This is a genomic window from Microcoleus sp. FACHB-68, from assembly GCF_014695715.1.
Lineage (GTDB): Bacteria > Cyanobacteriota > Cyanobacteriia > Cyanobacteriales > Oscillatoriaceae > FACHB-68.
The window spans coordinates 468833-489265 of record NZ_JACJOT010000009.1; the positions used below are offsets into that span (position 1 = coordinate 468833).

General features: G+C 47.4%; 27 protein-coding genes. 11 read left to right on the plus strand and 16 right to left on the minus strand.

What is annotated here, in order from left to right:
- Nucleotides 1-175 precede the first annotated feature (175 nt).
- Complete coding sequence (locus tag H6F73_RS17300) at nt 176-1102, plus strand: tetratricopeptide repeat protein (protein WP_190760011.1); 927 nt, start codon at nt 176-178, stop codon at nt 1100-1102.
- Between the two features lie 448 nt (nt 1103-1550).
- On the plus strand, nt 1551-2414 hold the full coding sequence (locus tag H6F73_RS17305; protein WP_190760012.1) for an alkaline phosphatase: 864 nt from the start codon (nt 1551-1553) through the stop codon (nt 2412-2414).
- On the opposite strand, the gene H6F73_RS17310 is transcribed toward H6F73_RS17305, so the two are convergent.
- The 10 genes from H6F73_RS17310 to H6F73_RS17355 all read right to left on the minus strand — a co-directional run bounded on the left by H6F73_RS17310 (nt 2396) and on the right by H6F73_RS17355 (nt 9627).
- Complete coding sequence (locus tag H6F73_RS17310; protein WP_190760013.1) at nt 2396-2917, minus strand: C39 family peptidase; 522 nt, start codon at nt 2915-2917, stop codon at nt 2396-2398. The two genes, H6F73_RS17305 and H6F73_RS17310, sit on opposite strands and share 19 nt — an antisense overlap.
- 1 nt (nt 2918) lies before the next feature.
- The gene (locus tag H6F73_RS17315; protein ID WP_190760014.1) at nt 2919-3362 is read right to left on the minus strand and encodes a hypothetical protein; all 444 of its coding nucleotides are present in this window, start codon (nt 3360-3362) and stop codon (nt 2919-2921) included.
- Nucleotides 3363-3372: 10 nt separating this feature from the next.
- Nucleotides 3373-3675: a hypothetical protein gene (locus H6F73_RS17320; protein ID WP_190760015.1), complete on the minus strand. Its 303-nt coding sequence runs from the start codon at nt 3673-3675 to the stop codon at nt 3373-3375.
- Nucleotides 3676-3679: 4 nt separating this feature from the next.
- Nucleotides 3680-4012 (minus strand): hypothetical protein, encoded by a 333-nt coding sequence (locus tag H6F73_RS17325; protein WP_190760016.1) that lies wholly within the window; start codon nt 4010-4012, stop codon nt 3680-3682.
- Nucleotides 4013-4035: 23 nt separating this feature from the next.
- Nucleotides 4036-4497 carry a hypothetical protein gene (locus tag H6F73_RS17330; protein WP_190760017.1) on the minus strand — a complete coding sequence of 154 codons (462 nt, stop codon included), beginning with the start codon at nt 4495-4497 and terminating at the stop codon, nt 4036-4038.
- A 4-nt stretch (nt 4498-4501) separates the two neighbouring features.
- On the minus strand, nt 4502-4735 hold the full coding sequence (locus H6F73_RS17335; protein ID WP_190760018.1) for a hypothetical protein: 234 nt from the start codon (nt 4733-4735) through the stop codon (nt 4502-4504).
- Nucleotides 4735-5331: a hypothetical protein gene (locus tag H6F73_RS17340; protein WP_190760019.1), complete on the minus strand. Its 597-nt coding sequence runs from the start codon at nt 5329-5331 to the stop codon at nt 4735-4737. The genes H6F73_RS17335 and H6F73_RS17340 overlap by 1 nt, the downstream gene beginning before the upstream one ends.
- A gap of 94 nt (nt 5332-5425) precedes the next feature.
- Nucleotides 5426-6265: a hypothetical protein gene (locus H6F73_RS17345; RefSeq protein WP_190760020.1), complete on the minus strand. Its 840-nt coding sequence runs from the start codon at nt 6263-6265 to the stop codon at nt 5426-5428.
- Between the two features lie 12 nt (nt 6266-6277).
- A complete protein-coding gene (locus tag H6F73_RS17350) occupies nt 6278-8815 on the minus strand; it encodes a hypothetical protein (protein ID WP_190760021.1) in 2538 nt (845 codons plus the stop codon).
- Entirely contained in the window at nt 8812-9627 is an 816-nt protein-coding gene (locus H6F73_RS17355) for a hypothetical protein (RefSeq protein WP_190760022.1), read from the minus strand. The genes H6F73_RS17350 and H6F73_RS17355 overlap by 4 nt, the downstream gene beginning before the upstream one ends.
- Nucleotides 9628-9829: 202 nt before the next feature.
- Here H6F73_RS17355 and H6F73_RS17360 point away from each other — a divergent pair, with 202 nt between their 5' ends.
- Nucleotides 9830-10417 (plus strand): site-specific integrase, encoded by a 588-nt coding sequence (locus H6F73_RS17360; RefSeq protein ID WP_190760023.1) that lies wholly within the window; start codon nt 9830-9832, stop codon nt 10415-10417.
- Between the two features lie 88 nt (nt 10418-10505).
- Here H6F73_RS17360 and H6F73_RS17365 read toward each other — a convergent pair whose 3' ends face one another.
- The 5 genes from H6F73_RS17365 to H6F73_RS17385 all read right to left on the minus strand — a co-directional run bounded on the left by H6F73_RS17365 (nt 10506) and on the right by H6F73_RS17385 (nt 13354).
- On the minus strand, nt 10506-10925 hold the full coding sequence (locus tag H6F73_RS17365) for a hypothetical protein (protein ID WP_190760024.1): 420 nt from the start codon (nt 10923-10925) through the stop codon (nt 10506-10508).
- Nucleotides 10922-11551 carry a hypothetical protein gene (locus H6F73_RS17370; RefSeq protein ID WP_190760025.1) on the minus strand — a complete coding sequence of 210 codons (630 nt, stop codon included), beginning with the start codon at nt 11549-11551 and terminating at the stop codon, nt 10922-10924. Before H6F73_RS17370 ends, H6F73_RS17365 begins: the two co-directional genes overlap by 4 nt.
- Nucleotides 11552-11692: 141 nt before the next feature.
- A complete protein-coding gene (locus H6F73_RS17375; RefSeq protein ID WP_190760026.1) occupies nt 11693-12097 on the minus strand; it encodes a hypothetical protein in 405 nt (134 codons plus the stop codon).
- Between the two features lie 40 nt (nt 12098-12137).
- Nucleotides 12138-12938 carry a hypothetical protein gene (locus H6F73_RS17380; protein WP_190760027.1) on the minus strand — a complete coding sequence of 267 codons (801 nt, stop codon included), beginning with the start codon at nt 12936-12938 and terminating at the stop codon, nt 12138-12140.
- Nucleotides 12939-12985: 47 nt separating this feature from the next.
- Nucleotides 12986-13354, minus strand: a complete 369-nt coding sequence (locus tag H6F73_RS17385) for a hypothetical protein (RefSeq protein WP_190760028.1) — start codon at nt 13352-13354, stop codon at nt 12986-12988.
- A 212-nt stretch (nt 13355-13566) separates the two neighbouring features.
- Between H6F73_RS17385 and H6F73_RS17390 the strand changes: the two genes are divergently transcribed.
- The 8 genes from H6F73_RS17390 to H6F73_RS27065 all read left to right on the plus strand — a co-directional run bounded on the left by H6F73_RS17390 (nt 13567) and on the right by H6F73_RS27065 (nt 19345).
- Nucleotides 13567-14505, plus strand: a complete 939-nt coding sequence (locus H6F73_RS17390) for a hypothetical protein (protein ID WP_190760029.1) — start codon at nt 13567-13569, stop codon at nt 14503-14505.
- Nucleotides 14505-14735, plus strand: a complete 231-nt coding sequence (locus H6F73_RS17395; protein WP_190760030.1) for a hypothetical protein — start codon at nt 14505-14507, stop codon at nt 14733-14735. Before H6F73_RS17390 ends, H6F73_RS17395 begins: the two co-directional genes overlap by 1 nt.
- Nucleotides 14732-15136, plus strand: coding sequence for a hypothetical protein (locus tag H6F73_RS17400; protein WP_190760031.1), 405 nt, complete (start codon nt 14732-14734; stop codon nt 15134-15136). The genes H6F73_RS17395 and H6F73_RS17400 overlap by 4 nt, the downstream gene beginning before the upstream one ends.
- Before the next feature lie 20 nt (nt 15137-15156).
- Entirely contained in the window at nt 15157-15561 is a 405-nt protein-coding gene (locus tag H6F73_RS17405) for a hypothetical protein (RefSeq protein ID WP_190760032.1), read from the plus strand.
- Nucleotides 15562-15857: 296 nt separating this feature from the next.
- On the plus strand, nt 15858-17042 hold the full coding sequence (locus H6F73_RS17410; RefSeq protein ID WP_190760033.1) for a transposase: 1185 nt from the start codon (nt 15858-15860) through the stop codon (nt 17040-17042).
- Nucleotides 17043-17165: 123 nt separating this feature from the next.
- Nucleotides 17166-18365, plus strand: coding sequence for an alkaline phosphatase (locus tag H6F73_RS17415; protein ID WP_206754748.1), 1200 nt, complete (start codon nt 17166-17168; stop codon nt 18363-18365).
- Nucleotides 18366-18837: 472 nt separating this feature from the next.
- Nucleotides 18838-18981 (plus strand): hypothetical protein, encoded by a 144-nt coding sequence (locus H6F73_RS26080; protein WP_199330635.1) that lies wholly within the window; start codon nt 18838-18840, stop codon nt 18979-18981.
- 19 nt (nt 18982-19000) lie between these two features.
- Nucleotides 19001-19345 carry a transposase gene (locus H6F73_RS27065; protein WP_347239561.1) on the plus strand — a complete coding sequence of 115 codons (345 nt, stop codon included), beginning with the start codon at nt 19001-19003 and terminating at the stop codon, nt 19343-19345.
- A 791-nt stretch (nt 19346-20136) separates the two neighbouring features.
- Here H6F73_RS27065 and H6F73_RS17430 read toward each other — a convergent pair.
- Complete coding sequence (locus tag H6F73_RS17430) at nt 20137-20295, minus strand: hypothetical protein (protein ID WP_206754750.1); 159 nt, start codon at nt 20293-20295, stop codon at nt 20137-20139.
- Between the last annotated feature and the right edge of the window lie 138 nt (nt 20296-20433).

The following is a 20433-nucleotide window of genomic DNA, read 5'->3' on the forward strand; positions in this document are numbered from 1 at the left end:
CGGCCTATGTTTTCACTCGATTGACTCAGCAAGACATCAATCGAAAAGTATCTTGTTTAAAAATACGCAAATTAAAGTTTTGATGCCACTTCAACTTTTACCTAGCTCTAAATAAGTAAACAGTATAAATTATTAAATAAGCCAATTTCTGACAAGCTTGTGGAGATCGTTATTTATGCGCCGGCCTTTAAAGCACTTCAGTTTTTTTTCCCTAACTCTGCTTCTGTCACTCAGTTTGCCGGTGTTACCCTTTACTTCCAACTGGAAACCGCTAACGGCACAAGCCCAAACTGCTCAAGATAGAGCCGGTGAGGCACAGCGACTCTATCAAAAAGGAGAGCAACTGTATCAGCAAGGGCAACTTAAAGAAGCTTTACAACCGCTTCAGCAAGCTGTAGCCATCTATAGAGAAATTGGCGATCGTCCTGGGGAAGCCGTAACTCTGACTCGCCGAGGAAGAATTTACGATATTCTCGGCCAGTATAACCCAGCCCTAGAGGATTATCAGCAAGCTTTGGCCATTTACAAACAGATCGGCGAACGTCGAGGAGAAGCAATTGCTCTCGATTACATCGGTAGGATTTATGATCGGCAAGGAGATTCTCAAAAAGCGCTGGATTTTCAACAGCAGGCTTTGGTAATTTTCAAAGAAACGGGAAATCGGCGCAGTGAAGCGATTGTTCTGGGAAATATCGGCAGAATTTATGACTATTCCAGCCAATTTGATCAAGCGCTGAACTACTATCAGCAATCTTTAGATATTTCCAAAGAAGTTGGCGAGCGTCAAGGCGAAGCAATTATTCTGGATTATATGGGAGTGATTTACAACAATCAAGGCCAGCATGAAAAGGCGTTGCAATCTCACCAGCAATCTCTAGCACTTTTTAAAGACTTGGGTATTCGCCGCAGTGAGGGAATTGTTTTAGCAAATATTGGTGCAGTCTATAACAATCAAGATCAGCCTCAAAAAGCGCTGGACTACTATCAGCAAGCATTAGCTATTTATCAAGAAGTTGGCGATCAAGAAGGGGTAGAAGCTACCCAACGGCAAATCCAGCAAATACAGCAAAAACGCTCAAATACTGAGACATCGTCTCTTTGATTGACTGCCGGCAACGATAGCTAACCTTTCCGGGAGTTTGCAACTTCTTCAAACTGCCCCAACTTGTTGCCGGCAGAAGCTTTCTAGCAAAAAATTACTAGAAATCCGACTTTAAAAAGAGCATAAACAGCCTACTATCTATTTTTTTATAAAAAATCCGACTTTAGGAAGAGGAAATTTTGATGACTATTCTGCATCATTAAGCGAACTCTTCATCTCACAAAAACTCAATGATTTTAATGTGAATTTAAACTTTCTATTATAACTTTTTCAGCTTTTAACTTTTCAACATTTTTAAATAAATTTCCTTAATTGAAATATAGGGAATTTTTAAGCTTTTCATACCTGTTTGATAGCCACGTCTCAACCTTGCCCCTAGATAGTTATCAAGGCCACAGGGTGAAGCCTAATTGCTTCTCCTAGCATGAAAACATTGGGGAATAGTTATATGCCTAAGAATACGATCATCATGATCGGCGACGGGATGGGTTGGGAGATGGCCCGTGCCGCCGCGATCGCCAAGCAAATGCAAGCCGGTAGTACCGGAAACACCCTGAGTGACTACTACACCGCCGGCAAAGGGACAGGCTTGAGTTTTCAGAACCTGACAAACTACGCTTTATCTACAACCTACGGCACAACCATTGCCGACGGTGATGGAAAATTCAGCACCGGCAACTCGGCCTTAGATAATTCCAATCCTGAAACAGGTGCCAGCTATGTCCGCCCTCGCTTCAGCTTCAACCCTGCATTTAATCCGGGAAACACAGCCACCGGCGGCGCACTAGAATCGGAAGGTGCAGTGGGGAACTTGGTCGGCTACGATCCAGCGCGTGGTGGCCCTGTGCCTTGGCAACCAGGGAACGATCCAGAGTACATTAAGTGGAGTTACCCAGATTCAGCCAACACCGCCACAACTCTCTACACCGGCGTTAAAAGTTATAACAACGCCGTTGCCGTAGATATCTATGAAAAGCCGCTGCAAACGATTCTGGGAACTGCTAACCAACAGGGCAAATCAACAGGTTTAGTCTCTTCTGTTCCCATTGACCATGCCACCCCAGGCGCAGCCGCCGCGAATGTGAATCGCCGCGCTAAATACGATGACGAGTATCCCGGTTTAGACAACATTCTGCAACAAGAACTGCGGATTTACCAGCCCAATGTCCTATTAGGCGGTGGTCATCCCTTAGCAGCCGGTGGCGATCCGCTACCTGTCGGTGTAGAACCTCCTGCAGACTACGAATTCGTCACGCAATCAACTTACGAAGAATCCCCAGAAGTTTTACGCGGCTACCGGCTGAGGAAATGAACCCAGAAGCTTTTATCAGATCCTACGCAGGTGCGGTGAATTAATTCATAGCTGTAATGGAGGCTTGCCCCGCTGAGGTCTGTGCGGTAGCCGTCCACAAAGTATTCACCATAGGGGTCATGCACGATAAAGCCTTCCTCGTCATACCCGATAATCGTGATAATGTGGCCGGCATTGGTGAACCAGCCATGTGTAACTGCCGGCAGCCCAGCGCCAAGCCAATCTCTAATTTGATTTTCGGTTGCGTACTCACTAAAGATATCTTTGCGCCCGTAATTGGTGACGACTTTGGCTAAATCATAAGGTTTTTGTCGGTCAAGTCCTTTTTCCTTACAATGAGCCGAAAGTTCATCCTCTAGCTGCACCTTGGCGCTTTTCGCTTTGACCCCTAAATACTCTAGCCCCATCGCGATAGCTGTCACGTTGCAAGCTGAGAAAGGATCGACAACATTGTCTAATTGGGACTTGTAAGGCACATTCAGTAATACTTTTTCTCGTTCCATATCAATTTGTTTGGTAGCTGATATTGCCACGTACCGTTATGCCGGTCGAGATGTGCGTGTGATTTGCAACCAAGATACCGCCCCTACCGGAAAAGGTAAAATTCAGGTAATTATTATTCCTGGTTGCTTGCAACCCCAATTGCTCAAAGTTTGTCGGCAGGTTAAAGCCGTTGTAGGAAGAAATTGCACCGCCTGCGATATACCCCAGATCATTTTTAAGCGTGAAAGGCAAGCCGACTAGCAGAATATCGCCCGAAATCGTGGGGTCTTTCGCCATTGCGCAACAGAAGTGGAGGTGAACGTAACTACCAATTTTGTAATACCAACCCATCCTTTCTGATGTGTAGGTGTGTGCCCCAGCGTTCGCGGTCGCTGAAATGGTAGGCGTCCACAGCCCTTGCGTTACTCGCGCATATTCACCGGCAGCTAAATCTTGATATCCCATACTAAATGCTTTACTCTTCTAGGAAGTCGGCCCCAGAATTAGAGGAATGCTCAGCCCGTCCCCTCAATTGAAAGACAGTGGTTTTCACTAGAAAATTCTGGACATCAAAAATATCTAATTCCAAAGCTTTTTGAGAGGTTTCTAAGTTTTTGTAGGCAAATTTAATATCTACCCTTAATCGCTTAATGGCCTCGCTATTTTGAGCTATTCTTACATCCAGATTATGCTTGTACTGGGCTGCGCCCCAAATTGCGCCCAATGTAGAAGAGATAATCGTTATACAGCCAACCAGGAGCGCAACGTTAATAGTCATCTTCCTAGGGCGCTGATTCGCTAACAGTCCAGTTGCCCGAAATTGTGCCTACCGCCAAGGCTGAAATTTCAGTTGTGGGAACCTCGTGGGAGTCAAAAGTAAAACTGTAATGGGGCGGAATGATACGGTCAAACGCGGTTGTCGTCACCGGCAGCGAGGCAAACGGCGCACACCGGATATACATTTCACTGGGGTTCTTGTTCACAATTGTTAAACCAGTACGATTGGCGTTAGCCGCAATTAGTACCTTAGCCGTGCTGGTTACGGCAACACTTAAAGGCGCTGACCAATTCGTTGCACGCGCAGCCGGCGCAGAATTCAAAGGGAAACCACTCATATTTAATCGAATTAATTGTTGTGTCACATTTGGTCAAGCTTTAGCTCAATTCTTGCGAGGGAACTTTCAACGGTTGTTGATTGAATCCCTGAGTATTTCCAAATCTCCAAGTAGACAGACTTTAACCAAAAAGGGAATGTCAACTGGCAAGCGTAAGGAACCGGCTCATACTTTGGAAATTCAATAATATTCATCATTCTTAATCTTAAGAATGGCTTATTATAAATTTCCATTAGTGAGGCAAAGTCAGAGGTAAATGAGGGAGTGGCAAGCAATCGAACGCTTAACCGACCCCCTAGCTGCCAGTGATCCTTCGCTTCATAGGGCAAGATCCCAATTGCTAAAATATTGCTGTCAATTTGGAAGTTGACCGGCTCAATATAGTTATAGTTCGGCTCGCTAATTGATACGCTTGCCGCCCTAGTTTGTCTCGACACCAGATCCCAATTTAAATTGTTATCGAAATTGAATATTGGCTGAGACATGAGACTATAGCCAATCGATATCGAAGGAAGCGAGTTCTACCGTTTGAATCAGCCCTTCTGGGTTTTCCACTTCTGCCACTTCTTCCAAGATGTCCTGGTACGTGCCGGTGTCGAGGGTGCCGGCTATCCAGTCAACCGCAGCTTGGTTGAGCCGGCACAGGTCTGGAGCATCTTCTACCCGCGTCGCATCAAATAGAAGAATTTCTGGAATTGAAAGATGAATAAATGGATCACTCATCAGGCAATCAAACTTAGCTGAGGAACAATTCGGTAACTACCACCGGCGCTCACGTGCGTTGCAATTTCTGCGTGAGCCTTGATAACTTTTGCGACTTCTTCAAAAGTTTCGGTGCCATTTTTGCCAAATGGCGAAGATAAAGTGTTCGTTTGTTTGCGTTTGTACGGGATGCCGGTAAATCTTGATACTTGCTCGGTACTTGCCGTGCCGGTTACGCGCTTTAAGAAAAGCTTAGCCGGTTTAAATTTGGGAACGTCCAGCACTCGAACAGTATTTGCAACGGTTGTTTGACCGTTGCGTGTCCCTAGGATTGTTTTCATCCGAGTAATCAAAGCCGCGTCTGCTTCTTTTGATTCAGCGGTCGTGGTGCTAACATCCGGTGCAGGGTTGTCAGTGGGAACGAGCATTGGGATACCTAAATCTGTCGTTCCAAATGGGAAGATCACCGCAGCGATACGAGTCGCAACAAGTCGGTTAACATTTAACCCTTTGTAAGCTGCTTTTTTGGCGGGACGATCCAGAGCAAGGTAAGCCTGGTATTTAGCATAGGCAGCCGCCAATTCAGGGCCGCGTTTCAAATCAGAATATCTTGCCATAGAGGGATTGACCTTGATTTCTACAACCTAAGCCTAGCAACGATTTCGCGTGATACAAGAGTCTGGACAACTTAAGTGATCCAGCGTGTGAAGCTTAGCCAGCGAGCAACGATTCACCACCTGGCATCCGATTAACCAAGGTCATCGGTTTCGCCAATCCATGAACAAAAAGGTGCGCGTACAAAAATCGCACATCCGTTCGCGGTCGCCTTCTGGGATGCCTAACCGTTTTGCCTAAAATTTTGCGCTGAGCCGGCAGCGTTGGATATGCCGTGCTGGGGCGACTGTTGTTATTGATATAAAACTTAGTCCAGTCCACAACATGACCTTGCACGTCGAGCACCTTATTAACCAGCGCTTCGGCGGTCGTCTGATTGTTTGCCAAAATTCGCAGGTCATAGCCCTGCGCTTTATCAAAGTAAGTGAATTTTTCCCAGCCACGTTTCCACACGTAGCCACCGTTTGCTTCAAATTCTCGTTCGATGGCTCGCGCCAAACCGCGCACCTTTTCAAGTGTCAGGGTTTCTGAAGTTTCACCAACCAGCCGAAACCCAATTTCACCCACAATCGGATCGAAGCCCTGCTCAACATCTGCCGGATCTTCCCGAAAGATTAATTTGACTTGAGGGGTGTAAGTCCAGATGCCGTCGTAGTCGGTGACGGGCATTCCATAAATCGGAGTCTGCTCTGATGCAAACGTGCCGGCTGTTGCTTGACCAAAGAAAAATATCCACGCTCTCATAAGCGTCATGATTGCAGTGTCGGAGTCTTTGTGGGTGCAAACATACCGCAACGTGCCGCGAGGGGTTGTGACATCTGGCTCGGTATCTTCCGGGCCTAAGTCTGCGAAATATTGCAACATCTTCCGGTTTTCCAGTTTACGAAAAGCGTCCTGCAAAAATTCAAATTCATTAAATCCTTCAGGTAATGCCATAGTTAAAAACTCCTAAACGTTTGATGCGCTGGCAGCTTTTGCCGCGTCTTCTTTTGCCTTAATTTCCTGTGCTTCTGGGGATTCTTTACCTTGCTTAGAACCGGGTTCCTGTGCAATCGCTTTGTTAAATTCTTCAACCACAGAACTAAATTGATTAATTTCTTCCTGTGAGGAAACAACTTCAGCTCCGACCATTTCAATTGTCCCGCCTGCCTCCTCTAAGCTTTCTAAAGTCGTGAACAATTTATTCTGAAAATTCGGTGTGGGATTCATCCAACCAAAAGCACGCTCTGAAACCGCGCCCCATTTTTTAAGGGCGTTTCCTATCTTCGCTACGTTGCTTCCGACCATTTCAACAGCACCGATGACGCTGTTGTTAATCGATTGCACGGCAAACAGAATATTTCTGCCGGTTTGCAATATCCGGTTATTTTTCTTCCATTCAGCTTTGATGCCTTCAAGGTTTTCTGATCCGATAATTGCTTTAATCATTCCCTCAAAAGCACCGCCAATAATCGGGCCAACATCTATTGGCTGATCTTCAACATCCCTTAGCCCGAACGCATTGCCGCCAGCCGTAAGAATATTGTTTAACGCGCCAATTAGCGTTTGTCCTAAATTGCTGCTGAGCATATAGGCGTTATGAACTGTCGCGGCAAGAATCAAAACATTTAAAACGCGGTCAATTTGCAGCCACTTAATTGTCTTCTTGAAAAGTTCAGAAAACTTGTCAAAATTACTGCTCAGTGTTTCAACCGATGTTTTAATCGTTTGATTTATACCAGACAGCCCTCCTTGTATTTGCGGCCCTAGTCGCCTGAAAACCTCGTCAAAGTTAGCCTGAATACTTCCCCCCATATCGCCTAGCTTTGTTTGAAGACCTGCATAAATATCATCAAGTTTCGTGTGAAGTCCAATTGCAACATCATCAAGCTTGGAAGTTATTGTGTTTTGAGATGTTGCTACGGACGATTGAATATTCGCCTGAACTGCGCCTAAATTTTGGTTAACAGAAAGGTTTCCTTGATTGACAATATTATTCAGGCTTGTTGTTTGCTGCGCTAACTTTGCGTCAATTACTAATTGATTTTGAGTTAGGATGTTGTTTATTTGCGCTTGCTGCCGAATTAGCAAAGGTTTAATGTCTGGGCAATCAGTCACCTTTTTTTCATCCTCCCTTCTTGGTCGTTCTATGATTGGCTCTGGATTTTTTACTGGATCTGCAATGGGTGGCAATGGACTAATTGAATTTATAGAAACATTTGTTGCACCCAGTTCTGTTAGAACAGGCTTTTCTGTGTGCCCTTGTATGCGAACAACTTGCCCTGGGAACATATCGCGTACTTGGGCGGGGACACCGTAAGTTTCTTGAAGTTTTTCCGTGCGATAAGTCGTAACCCCTGAATAACCTACCCCTACTCGGCCATAGGGTTGAGTTTGGGGATTTATTCGGCTATTATTTGGGCCGACTTGAGCGATTCCACTAGCATGGATGAAAAAGTCTTCAACAGTTCTAGTGACATACCATCCGACGCTTAATCGCTCTATCCAGGTATCAACTATTGTGCGTCTTACTCTGTCCAAATTTAGTGGGGCTTTTACCCACATTTTTGTAGAAATAGGACTAGGTTGATCAACTATTGCGACTGATAGATATCTATGCTCATATTGGTCATTAGCTAAAGAATAGGTAACAATCACCCAAAATTGTTTCCACGTGTAGCGAGAGGCAGTGATTTCGATTAAATACCACTCACCCCCTAAAACTGTCGGGGAAGGGATAGGTGGGTTGAAAGGTGGTGGATGAGGCGGTGCATCTGCCGGCGGAATTCCGGGTTCCTGCAAGGGTGGCAATTCTGGCAGTTTTAACTCTTCCTGATTAACCGGATTTTTTGGGCTTAATCCTTTACCTAGGTCTGGGGCGGTTAACCCCAATAAATTCTCTAGGACTTTATCGGTAAATTCAGCCGCTTCCTTAATATCATTTGCAAATTCATAAGCTCCTAGAATTCCGCCAGCGATGCCGAGCGCACCTAAGCCAACTTTCCCCACGATTTTAGACGCTGCTTTTCCTCCAATTACCCCTTGAATTGGCTTTTTAATAATTTGCCCTCGCCCTGGGGGTGGTGGCAAAGGTTTACTTAACGGCCTGCGCGGATCTTTCCAGGGCTGCCAGCTCAATCCCTCCTTAAGTCTGCGTTCGGCTGCGGCGCGTTCAACTGCGTTCGCGTATTCTTGATAAGTTCGGCTGCGCTCTTGCAGGTAACGCTCCTGCCATCCCCTCTTTGCTGAATTTCTCGCGCTCTTGGTTGCATCTTCGAGCGTGTGCCTTGGCCCGGAGGTATACGGCCATCCACTAGCCATCGGCTCGGCTGCGGATGGTTTGCCAATTGGCGAAGCTGCGCTTGGTTTGCCGGCAGCCTTTCCCCTTTTAAACTCTTCAATGGTAGAAATTACACCCCTACCAGGCTGGGAAATTTTTCTACCAACTGATTGCAAACTGCTGCGAAGCGTTTGCACTGTGCCGTTCAATATTTGGGCTGCACTCATGGCAGCATCAACTTAATAACGATCACTGTGTTTGCCGCGTAGCTGGCAAAGTAAAGAGTTTTATTGAACATTGGCGGGAGGTAGGGTTCTGATTCTTCGCTTGTTGCCGGCAGAAAATCGTACCCATCCGCGCTTGTGACCTTGCCCGGTTGCCACGAATATTTAATATTCGCCAGTACGTCTCCCGCTTCCTCATCGCCCCGGCACTTGAAAATATATCCTTGGCATCCGTCGGGAATTGTGAAGTTATATTCCTGATTGGCGTTTTCTAAATTGAGTGTGTAAATAACTTGCCGCAGGTTGCCAATATCAACCGCGCTTACCGAGCCTTCCTCATAGGCAGCAATCCAAATTGAGATAGAATCGCCGGCTCCCAGCAGCCCACTGTTATGATTTTCCATCTTGCCGTAGATGGTCGTGCCTTCGGCGATTAGCAGATTAATGCCGCCGGTGAAGCGCTCAATTAAAGAAGTTTCAAAGTGTGGGTTACGGTTCCACAGCAACACCCCAAATTTCCTATCCGGTGTTGGGTCGTCAGCCGTGCTGACGTAAATTCCTAATTGCTTGCCTGGGTGAGATTTAGCTAAAGCGTACTGCTCATTCTCAATTTCCTGCTCACCGGCCATCGCATCAGGAATGGGTGGAATCATTTCTGCTACGCTGCGGATTACGGCTGTTACCTGAAAGTCTGCCAGATACCCACTGAGGGGAACGCCGTTAATAACTTTAGGTTTGTAAAGTTCAATTAAGCCTTCTTGACCTGGCAATATTTTGTGAGAGCGGTTAACGTTTTTGGGAACTATTTCAGCCATTAACGTAAAATTTATTTAGAAATCTATTTATATTTAAAACGTTCCGAGCGAGCGTTTAAATACATATTTTAGATAAAAGATGTAGCAAGCCAAAATAGCTCAACCGTCTACGTGGTAACGGTTCCGAGTTATATTAAAGTTAGTGAGTTGATTTTTTCTACCAATTTAACCTTGTATTCTGTTAAAGATGTAGGTGTAACAAATGCCTAAAAATAATCGCAGTGGACAGTCTAAACTTTTCAGTGATAACGACTATGTAAAACTACTGAGACAGATAAAAAATCCCAAGCATCGCTTGTTTTTGCAGATTGCCAGATATTCTGGTGAACGCTGGGGGGCAATCACGCAGCTCCATGTTTCAGATCTTTATGCAGATCCAGCTAAGCGCACCCCAGCTTCGCACATCACCTTTCGGGCGGCAACTCGAAAAGCCTCACCCAATGGTGAGCGGCGGACGCGCCAATTAAAAATCTGTGATCAATTGGCGCAAGAACTTAAAGCTTATGCGCCGCCGCTGGAAGGGTGGCTTTTTCAAAATGCCTTAAAGCCGGCAACGCATATCAGCTTCCAAAGCGCGGATGATTTTCTACGATTGGCGATTGAGCGAGCCGGCATTGGTGACGGGTATTCAACGCACTCTACTAGACGAACTTTTATCACGACACTTTCGCGTGCCGGTGTAGCGCTCCCAGTAATTAAAAGCATTACCGGCCATACAGATGCAAAAAGCTTACTCAAATATATCGAGGTGAGCGATGAGCAGATTACAAACGCGCTTGCTGTTTTATAGGTGTGATATTATTTTTAGCGGGGGGTGTCGCTATTTAATCGGTAGCTAGTCCCCCCACCCGAAAAGATTGAATCCCTATCAGGGATGCTCAGGCTTTTAACAATTTAGAAATGATTTCTTGCGCCGGCATTCCAGATGCGATCGCGTCCTTGATTTTCTGCGCTCGCTGTTGTGCGATCGCATTGCCGGTGTTGCCGCCCGGAACGTGCAAATGATGGAGCCGGCTGTTTTCTCTCCAGCTGTAGCGATAATATTCTGATTTAGTTCGGGCAGTGCCGCCCGGTGCATAAGTGGAAATGCACCCATTATTTGATTCGCTAACAGCAATTGATTCGCTAACAAGATCGTCTGTTGGATCAATTGATTCGCTAACAGCAGTTTCATGGGGTGTTAGCGAATCAAATTTTTCCCAGGATGAGTCGGGGATGTACTCACCTGTCCGCTCCACTATATAAGGAGTCAGATCGAACAATGCCGACTGTGACTCTGCCGGCACTTTCTTCCTCATCGGTCAAACTCCCATGTATTACTTGGATCTAATTCATTAAGTGAGTCAATGATGGAAGCGCCCATTATGAAGTCAAGAGTGGACGTGTTCTCCATGCGCCACCGTACTTTTAGTGCTGCCTCTAGTTCTGCGCTCTGGATGCGCGGATCGTAGTCTTTAAAATCTTGCGGTAAGGGTGCCGGCACTTCATTCCCATAAACCCAGCGGCGAAACTGATCCGTGATAAATTCCGCCCATGCGTCAGCCGCCAAAGCTGTATTGTTTTTGGGAACCCTTTCCATAAAGTCTAAAAGTTCTTTGGTGCGCTGGTAGCACTCAGCGCCACCGACCAAGCGCTCGACTCTGCTATGAGCAATTGAAAATCCGCCGTATTGCTCAACGTTTACGCGTGCTTGCTCTGGGGTTATCTGCCATTTTTTAGCTAACGAGTGAACCAAGTTTAGTTCTTGGATCGGTGAAAGGCGATCATTATCTACCATCCATAGCGCTATCGGCTCGCCGTCGTCACCCTCAGAAACCGACATCGGGAAGGGGTCGCGCATTGGCATTCCCTGCTTGAAAATGGGAGCGAGTTCATCAAAAGTTGAGCCAGTTTTTAAAAATACCCAGCTATCGTGTGTGCTCATAGTTGTTTCCGATGTTTCAGTAGGTTTCCGATGTTTCCAAAAAAGGGGTGACACGGGCATGAATCACCCCAGACGATAGGAAACAGAGTGCTGATCCTATGCGTAGCCCCACTCCGATCAGCTTTGAATGGGGCGGGAATTTTAGAAGGGAATCGGAGGGAGAGTCGGATCGGATTCTGGATCTGTATTCGGATCTGCTTCTGGGGGGAGAAATTCAAGATCAGGTGAGTTGGGGTCAATGCCTTCTTTCTTGAGAAATTCCGTTGTAAGTCCCCAGCGCCGGCGCAGTTCCTCTAGCTGATTTTTCTTTTCTTCAATCTGCCGGCTTAGTCGGTTCTTCTGGTGTTCTAACTGCGCGACCTCTTCCTCGGTTTGCACAAAATGTTTGCGCTTGCCTTCTAGGGAGTTGATTTCCTCCATTAGCACTTGCAGTCCGTTGAAATACCAGTTTTCCCCTTCATCTACCGTCGCTTCTAGGTAGTAGCGGATTGATTCATAGTTGCCGATGTTGACAACCCGACCATACCCAACGGTTTTGATTTTCATGCGGGATAATCTCCTTAATGCACGGGGCAAGAGTGCCGGCTCAACTGCTGTCGGCTGCCGGCTCTCCCCTAATCGGATCGCAATGATCCGAAATCAGATCCGCCAGATCCGCGAGCCAGATCCGCATTTTTTCGGCTGCCGGCACTGGGGCAACTGTCACAATTTCTACAGCTGTAACTGTCACATCTTCCTCACCGGCTGCCGGCTCTTCCTCTTCATCTGGTGAGTAAGCATCGAGGGCTGCGTCGATCAGTTCGTCTATGGATTTTCCACAGCCGGCACTGATGCGCTGCAGTTTTTTGTAAACCTCTGGGGAAAGTCTCACCGATTGCTTGCCGGTGTTCACTTCCATGATGTCAGCCACCAGCGACGCGGTGACAATTCCTTTATGGGAGGGGGTGTCGCTGATATCTAAAATTAGTTGCCATTTTTCGCGCAGCTCCCAGTCTTCTGCAATTTTTGTCAGCGGTCGGCACTGACTTTCATTTGCCGGCAGCCGGCTAAACCCTAAATTTATCAGTCGCAAAACTAGGGCCGCCGCTTCCATAAGCCGGTTGCAATAACTGACGGATTTATTCAGTGACTTCTGGCAATACTCCTTAAATGATCTAAATCTGCGGTGCTGGAACAAATTAAATCGGCACATTCTCGCCAAGGCTATCCCCTGGCGAACAAAGGCTAATCCATCGCTCTTTAAGCGATCGTCTAAATAATCAAATATGTCCGGGCCGTTCGGCTCATAATCGAGCCGGCGAACAAATTGAACGAGTTCGTCAATGTGAGGGATGGGACTGTCTTCTAATTGAAGCGCTTCCCAATTAATCGCGGTGAGTGTGTTCATAGATGGCACAAAAAATCCGAGCTAGTCGAACCAGCTCGGTGAGCAATTTATTCAGATGGCTGTTGATGTTTCATTTGCTCAGCTAAAGTGTTCAGCTTCCGCAAATTATCTAACCGGCTCAGCTCTTTCTCTTCCTCCCGGACATACCACTCGATACACTCACGAGCAACCTTAAGCCGATCCTCTGCATCAAGAATCAGTTGCCCAATGACTCCCCCAGTGAGAGTTGCGACGTAATGGGTATCTTGCCTCTGCCCAATCTCTCCAGCAGATCCGCCACTGAGATATTCATGCTGGCTGCTATCTCTTCCAATCCCTTCTTGCCGTCCGGGGTTAGACGGGCGAAGATCCTCTGATCCTTTATCTGTCCGTGTTCCTCGTGCCTCGCCTTTGGCATTACTTTCCATTGAACTCACCTGTCATGATTGTACATCCAATCTGCGGATTAGATGTCCAATGCTTGATATCCGACATCTAATCTTTCATAATTTAGCATATTGAATGTCGAATCTTGCAATAGGGGAGGACGGAAAACTCGAAGCCAACGAGCCAGACAGTAACATCTGCTACCGATTACCGGACTATCCGGACTTTCTAAGTAAAACGTCCTACTTCCAGGGAGTGCACGATGAACCAGACCGACTACGAGAATATGAAGGTTGCCGAACTGACGGCAATTTGCAAAGGGAATGCAAAGTACGCGAACTACTCACGCTGCGGGAAAAAAGTTGATCTAATCGCTCACATGGTCAACTGCGATAAAGCTGAAGCCAAGGCACAGCAAGCAGTTGAGCAATCCGCGCCGGTGACGCCAGGGGAAGGAAGCTGTGCGGCTGCCGCAGCTGGTTCGAGCAAAGCTGCAATTCCTGCAACTACATGGCAACACTATAACAATCTGACCCTTGAGCAACTGCGCGACATCTGCAAAGCGGACGGTGTGAAGTACGCTCACCACTGGGGGTGCACCGGCAGAAAACAACTCATGGAATTCATGCTTGCCTGTGAAGGTGTGGAAAACCCGGCAGATTGGCCGCCCGGTGCCAGACCGCCAAAGCCGGCAGCCCTAACTCACATAAAAGTCACACCGGAAGAATATCTTGACGACGTGGCAATGCCGGCACCCTTCTGGAGTTGCCAGATTACCAATTCCCTCACGTGGGGTCGGTGGCGATTCGGTGAAGGGCAGAGCCGGCAGCACGGGAAATATTTGTCAATCGCCTGCAGTGAACTCGGTCGCCACTGGATAATATTGTGGGATTGGCACTCGTTCGAGAGCGCGTGTAAGGAGCTAATTTATGGGTTAACCCGACTGGGTGAGGCTGCTTTCCTCCCATCGCCGGGGTATCTACCAGCGCCGCCGGCGGAAGATGAAGAGCCGGCAGATGATAAGGATGGCGACAAAGCCGGTGGCGACCCACGACGGGAACGCCAAAACAATCGCCAAGAACCAGACCCCGAACACTGCGAACCAGACTCCGAACACTGCGAATCAGACTCCGAACATAAGGGATTCAACAGCCGAAAGTTTCTGAAGGATTTTAGGCCGGTGGCGTGGGTGGCGCACTAATGACTCACACAAATAACGAATTAGATCCTGTCTACTGTCTACCCGGTGTAGACACGCTTTGCCTTACTTGTGCCGGCACTCATTTATGTGCCGGTAAAGAACACGGCTGCGGCTGCACATCCGCTGACGACTGCCCAACACTTGGATGGTGCCCTAGTTGTTTACCGGACGAGTCGGTTGACGTTGCGCCTTATGGCTTTTTTGATCAATCTATCGAGGTGCCGGCATGACCGAACTTGAATTCGCAAAAACAAACATCTTGCGGCAACTGCAACACAACGAGTTTTTTGATGGGGTTGCCGTCATTACTACGCCAGGGGAAAAAGTTCTACTCATTGCCCACGCTTGCCGCGATTTACAGGATGAATTCAAACGGCGCGATATTGTGCCGGTGATTGCAATTAAGCCAGATCCGCAGTCAGTGCAACTGGCATTACCTGAAACAGTAACCCTTGCTTTTGGCGTCCTAACTGCCGCTTTCTCTATAGCCTGCGACGGGCTGGCGCAGAGAAGTAACAAATCGGCAAAAGATCTAAGGCAGCTTTACACAAGGCTAGGGTATAAAACTATCCGGTCAATGTCGCCGGCTGAGTTAAAGGAATTTCTGGAGAAGAACACACCAGAGATATAAACACAGGAGAGTGTGCCGGCATGACCGAACTTGAACTTGCAAAGGCTATTGTTTTGCACCAACTCGAAACCCTAGACCCCGGTGAAGGCGTTGCAATCTTCAATATCCCAGAAGAAAAAGCAGCTAACCTCGTTGAAGCGCTCAAGGGTTTAAAGGATGAATTTAATCGGCGCGGGATTGTGCCGATTGTTGAAATTCACAAGGGAGATTCTGACCCAAGATTGCCCCCACTGGAAGAGATAGCACTCGTATTTGGGATCAACATCGTTGCCTTTGCCCTAGCCTGTGAGCAACTAGCCTTGAGAGGCACCCAATCAGAAAAAGAGTTAAGAGCTTATTACAGAAAAGCGGCAAAAACCCATATTGAATCAATGTCTGAATCTGAACTTAAAGAATTTATGGAGGAGGTATCACCAGAAAGTTAAGGCCGGCTGACGAGTTCCCATCACGCGACAGGGAACGAAATACACCCTAACCTTCCTAGGGTGTATCCCGGTGCGGTTCGCGACCAAATCGGCACGCTTTCGGGCGTGGGTGTTTGCCGGTGTGGGTATGCAGTTTTACGAAGAATTGACCTGACAAGGTTTCCTGAGTTCATGACAGCACCGACACCGATTAACACCGCTAGGAAAGGGTTTAAAAGTGAATTGTTCTTCGGAGCTTGGGAGATTCGTGACCCTATTTTGTCCTAGTTAATCGTTTTATCTCCCGTAAAAAAATAATGCTTATATTAGGTCTGGACGTTTGTAAAGACTCAGTTGTCGCGTGGCCGCTTGTCGAAGTTCCCCGCAATTTAAAGACGCATTTTAAAGAAAACAAACGCCCGATTAAGGATGATCCGCTTAAGTTTTATGCGAATAGTCGCGGGATAGCCGGCTTACTTGCGCTTGAACCAGACGCGGTAATTATGGAGCCGACGGGCGTTCATTACTCATGGATTTTTGCTCACATTTGCGGGAAACACGACATTCCGGTGCTATGGGTCGGGCACAGTGAGGTTCGTCACTACCGCAAACAGAATAAGCTGCCTGACAAAAGCGATCAGGCTGACGCTTTGGCACTAGCTGCCTATGCCCTAAGCCACTGGGGAGAAGACGAGTTTTTTATCTCGTTTAGCCCTGGCGCTGCGGTGAAGCTGAGAGAATGCTACTTGCAGCTAAAGTCACTCGCTCGCATCCAATCGCCAATTATTAATAGACTTCGCCAGCAGCTTGCGCGAGAATTTCCTGAAGCCGCGCTGAAAGAATCAAAGCCGGCAGCCGATGGGTTATCACCGCTTTGGGCTTGGGTTGCCGGCAGAGAAAGAAAGACAACCAAGCGATCATTTACTTATAGCCGGCTTCACGAAAAATCCATCGCTCCTATATATGGTGTGCAAATCTCTGGCTTTAGCCGACGGCTTGCCGGTTGGCTGTGCGATATTCACCAGTGGGAGCGCGAACTAGAGTTTGAGATTAGGGAATTGCTTAACCTGCCCGAATTTACCCCCTACACCCAAGTGTTTAGAGGTTTCGGCTTTGGCCTGAGAACTCAAGCTTTAATCCTTAGCCAGATTTACCCGATATCGCGCTTCGATTCACTGGGAGGATTTAAGCGCCGGCTGGGAATGGCAAAAGTTGAGGAGAGCAGCGGCGACCGGGAAGCTTTTATTACGGGTGCCGGTTCTAAAATGTGCAGATCGGCACTTTACCTCTGGGTGATTACTGGAATTGCGCCGGCGCGGAATCGCTTAAAATCCTCCGCTGTGGAAAAACTCGGCAGTTTCTACGACGAAAGGCGATCGCGTTTTGCCGGCACTGAAGACAATTCCGTTAAAGGCTTCGGCTCGTTAATTATCTGCCAGACGGCTGCCTATGGTTGCCGACTTTTATTCAAGGAATTGAAAAGGAGTATCTACTTACCCTAAAGTGAACTCAGCAAAAATCCCCAAAGCAACGTATACAATTACAATTTCCTAGAACGTGGGCCGAATGCCGCCCAAACGCTAGCTGAAGCTGCCGCATCCTTAAACCCAGAAGATGGCGCACGCTTGCTGGGATTGTATGGCGCTCGCGGTGAAAATGGCAATATCCCCGTCAGTTCGGCAAATGGAGATTACAGTACCACAGGTTTAGATAACTTCTCGGTGTTTAGTACCGAGGGACAAGAACCCGACACAACCCGCCCTTTGCAACCGGGGGAAACGGATGAGCAATTTATTGCTAGGGAAGTTAATGAAAATCCCACCTTGGCGGACATGACTGAGGCTTCTCTAGAGTTTCTAGGGAAAGATCAAGAAGGTTTTTGGTTAATGGTAGAAGGGGGTGATATCGATTGGTCTGCCCATGACGATAACATAGACAACCTGCTGGGAACCATGAGGGACTTCGATAAAGCGGTTGAGTCAACTATTAACTGGATTAATGAGAATGGTGGCTTTGAAGAAAACCTGTTGATCGTCACAGCTGATCACGATCATTACCTAACCTTGAATGAGAACTTTCCGCAACTTTTACGCGAACAAGGTGCCGAGACGCTGACCGATTTAGATACGCCGGCAGAGTCTGGGCATTTTTGGGGATCTGACCCAAATGTTAAATATGGCTGGGGAAGCCACACGAACCGTCCTGTGCCGGTTTACTATCAGGGTGAGGGTTCGGAAGTGCTCGACAGCTTTGTGGGTGAGGGATACAACGCTTACGGTTACGATATCCCTGGCATCCCCGGTTTAGTGGATCAGACTCATATTTACCAAACCATGTATCAAGCTGTCGTCAATCAGGACTTGGTGTGTGGGGAAGGGGACGATGTCGTTCTGGGTTTGCTGGGTGAGGATGACATTGTTGGCAATGCCGGCAATGATTTTCTGGCCGGTAATGAAGATCACGACTTTTTAGATGGAGGTGATGGCAACGACACACTTCGGGGTGGTAAGGATGCCGACACCCTAACCGGCGGTAATGGTGATGACGTTCTCTACGGCGATATGGACGATGATCTCTTGAGTGGGGGTGAGGGTGCAGATCGGTTTGTGCTGACAGAGGATGGGGGTGTAGATACCATCCTTGATTTCCAGGCCGGTATTGATGTCATTGAGATTGCCGGTGTTACGGAAGTTACCAGTTTTGGCGCACTTTCAATCGCTCAAAGTGGCACTGATGCCGTTATTTCTGCTCAAGGTCAAGATTTAGCTAAACTGAATGGAATTCAAGCGACTACTCTGGTTAGCGAAAGTTTTGTTTTTGCTTAAAGAGATTTGTAAGTTTTTGCAACCCACATACCCCACTCTTATCTGTGGTTCTGATTCACAATCATAATCAAACTAATTGGGCGTGAACGAGGTTTGCCGCCTGCACGCCCAATGAATTTAACGAGCGTTGTCATCCTCAACAAGGCAGGCTTAGCTTTAGTTGAACCTCCTAAGTAAAACAAGAATTAAAAACTGCAACGCTTTTTGTCATCAGCCCCATAGCACTGAGAAAATAACATCACTGGTTTTACGAATGGGGGATTGCTCCCTAACACTTCTGTGTCAGACTGGCATGAAACCCTTTTTTTCGTTTGCTAAAATAACCTGAGTTCGGGATAAGAACAGGAGGAGTTGTGTAAGCTGAAATATGTTAAAGATGATTCAGCCTGCGCCGGCCTTGCCTAGTTTAGAAGAACTTTTCTCTGACATCGACGATTAGTGCTGCCACTTTGAACCCCAGAGGCAAAAATCCTTGCAAGATAAGGAGGGACAAAAACGCCAAGGCGCTCGTTGTCTGTGGCCCAGTGAAATCATCACGATTCTAGTGGCCTTCCACCCGCAGCGCTACCGCGATTTCAAGGATTACTACCTCAAGCAAGTCTGCCTGTACTGGTGATTGCAGGGGAATCAGTTTCATCAATGCCACTAAGCTCAAGGTTTGTCACAATCGTCGCATTACTGGTCACCGTGTGTTTACTCATCTGGCAGCACCAGGCAAAACCTCGCTTGATTGGTTCTATGGGTTTAAGCCGCATCTGGCGGTCAATGAGGATGCACAACTGCTCACTGTCACCTCGACTCCAGGCAACACCGATGACCGTCGCCCCGTCGGAAAGCGGATCAAACATCTGTTTGGCAAGGTCTTTGCCGCTCTTTTTTATGTCTGTAAAGCTCTGGCACAACAGTTATTTGAAGCTGACGCTCTCCAATTGTTTGCCAAGCCCAAACGCCCGCGTGAAAAACTGATTGATAGCGTTTGAGTGATAAATTGTTGTCCCGTAAGCGTTGTATTATCGAAACCATTATTGACCAACTGAAGAACATTTCTCAGATTGAACACTCCAGACAACGCCGCCCGGTTAACTTCATGGTGAATCGGCTTGTTGGGTTGATTGCTTATTGCCATCAGCCCAACAAGTCGTCTCTGACTCTGGACTTTGCTTTGCCCCAAACTGCTTAACCCGAACTCAGGTTAAAATGAGGCAAGTCCGCCCTTATTTCCCCAAGGCGACAGAAAGGGGATATTTCTGGCTCAACCCTGCTCAATATTTAACTGTTCCTCTAGTTGCCGGTTAACGGCTGCAATCAATTGTTGTCTAATCTGGAGCAGCCACGCCCAAGATTTGAGGCCGTATTGCTGGGTCTTTAAGCGTCCCCCTAAAGAGCAAATTATTGCCATAGCGTTCTAAAGCTTGCCGCAGGAAACAACCACGGTAGTCTTTATCGCCAACCAGCAAGCCTGTAATGCTGCAGAAGATATCTCACACAACTTCCCCTTCATCTCCATTGACAGCACTTAGGGTCAATCCATGACCAACCCAGAGTCACCGCTCTTCAAATGCCCCGGAAGCCCTAAAATTTCTCATCTTTGCCACACTGTAGCCATAGGCGCAACATTGGGAAACGGCGACAACAAACCGAATAGGTTAGACAAAACAGAGTCTCTTGCCCCTACGTCTGCATAACTTATGGCCGGTTGAAAGCCATGAGTGCGAACAAGTTGACCTTTATTTCATAGAAGACATTAGTTGTACCTTGACTGCTGAACCAACTACTCGTCATCAACAGGGTGCAACTTGATTGCCGGTTGCACCTCGCCTATAGCTTCTAAGTACAGGCTACCCCTGGCATTTTGTAGGGTAGAGAGTTTGTCTGGTTCAATGCACCCCCTCAAAGCGTTACCGGCGTGGGGTTTGAGAGTGGTTGCCACCCCGTTCAAATATTTTTTGCTCTAGGGGTTGACAGAGCTCAGTTGAGTTGATAGATTAGTAAAGCGCTCAAGAGGAAGCGACGCGAAAGCGAGACGCCTCGAAGCGCCCTGAACCTAGAAAAAATAATAGTTTGAAAG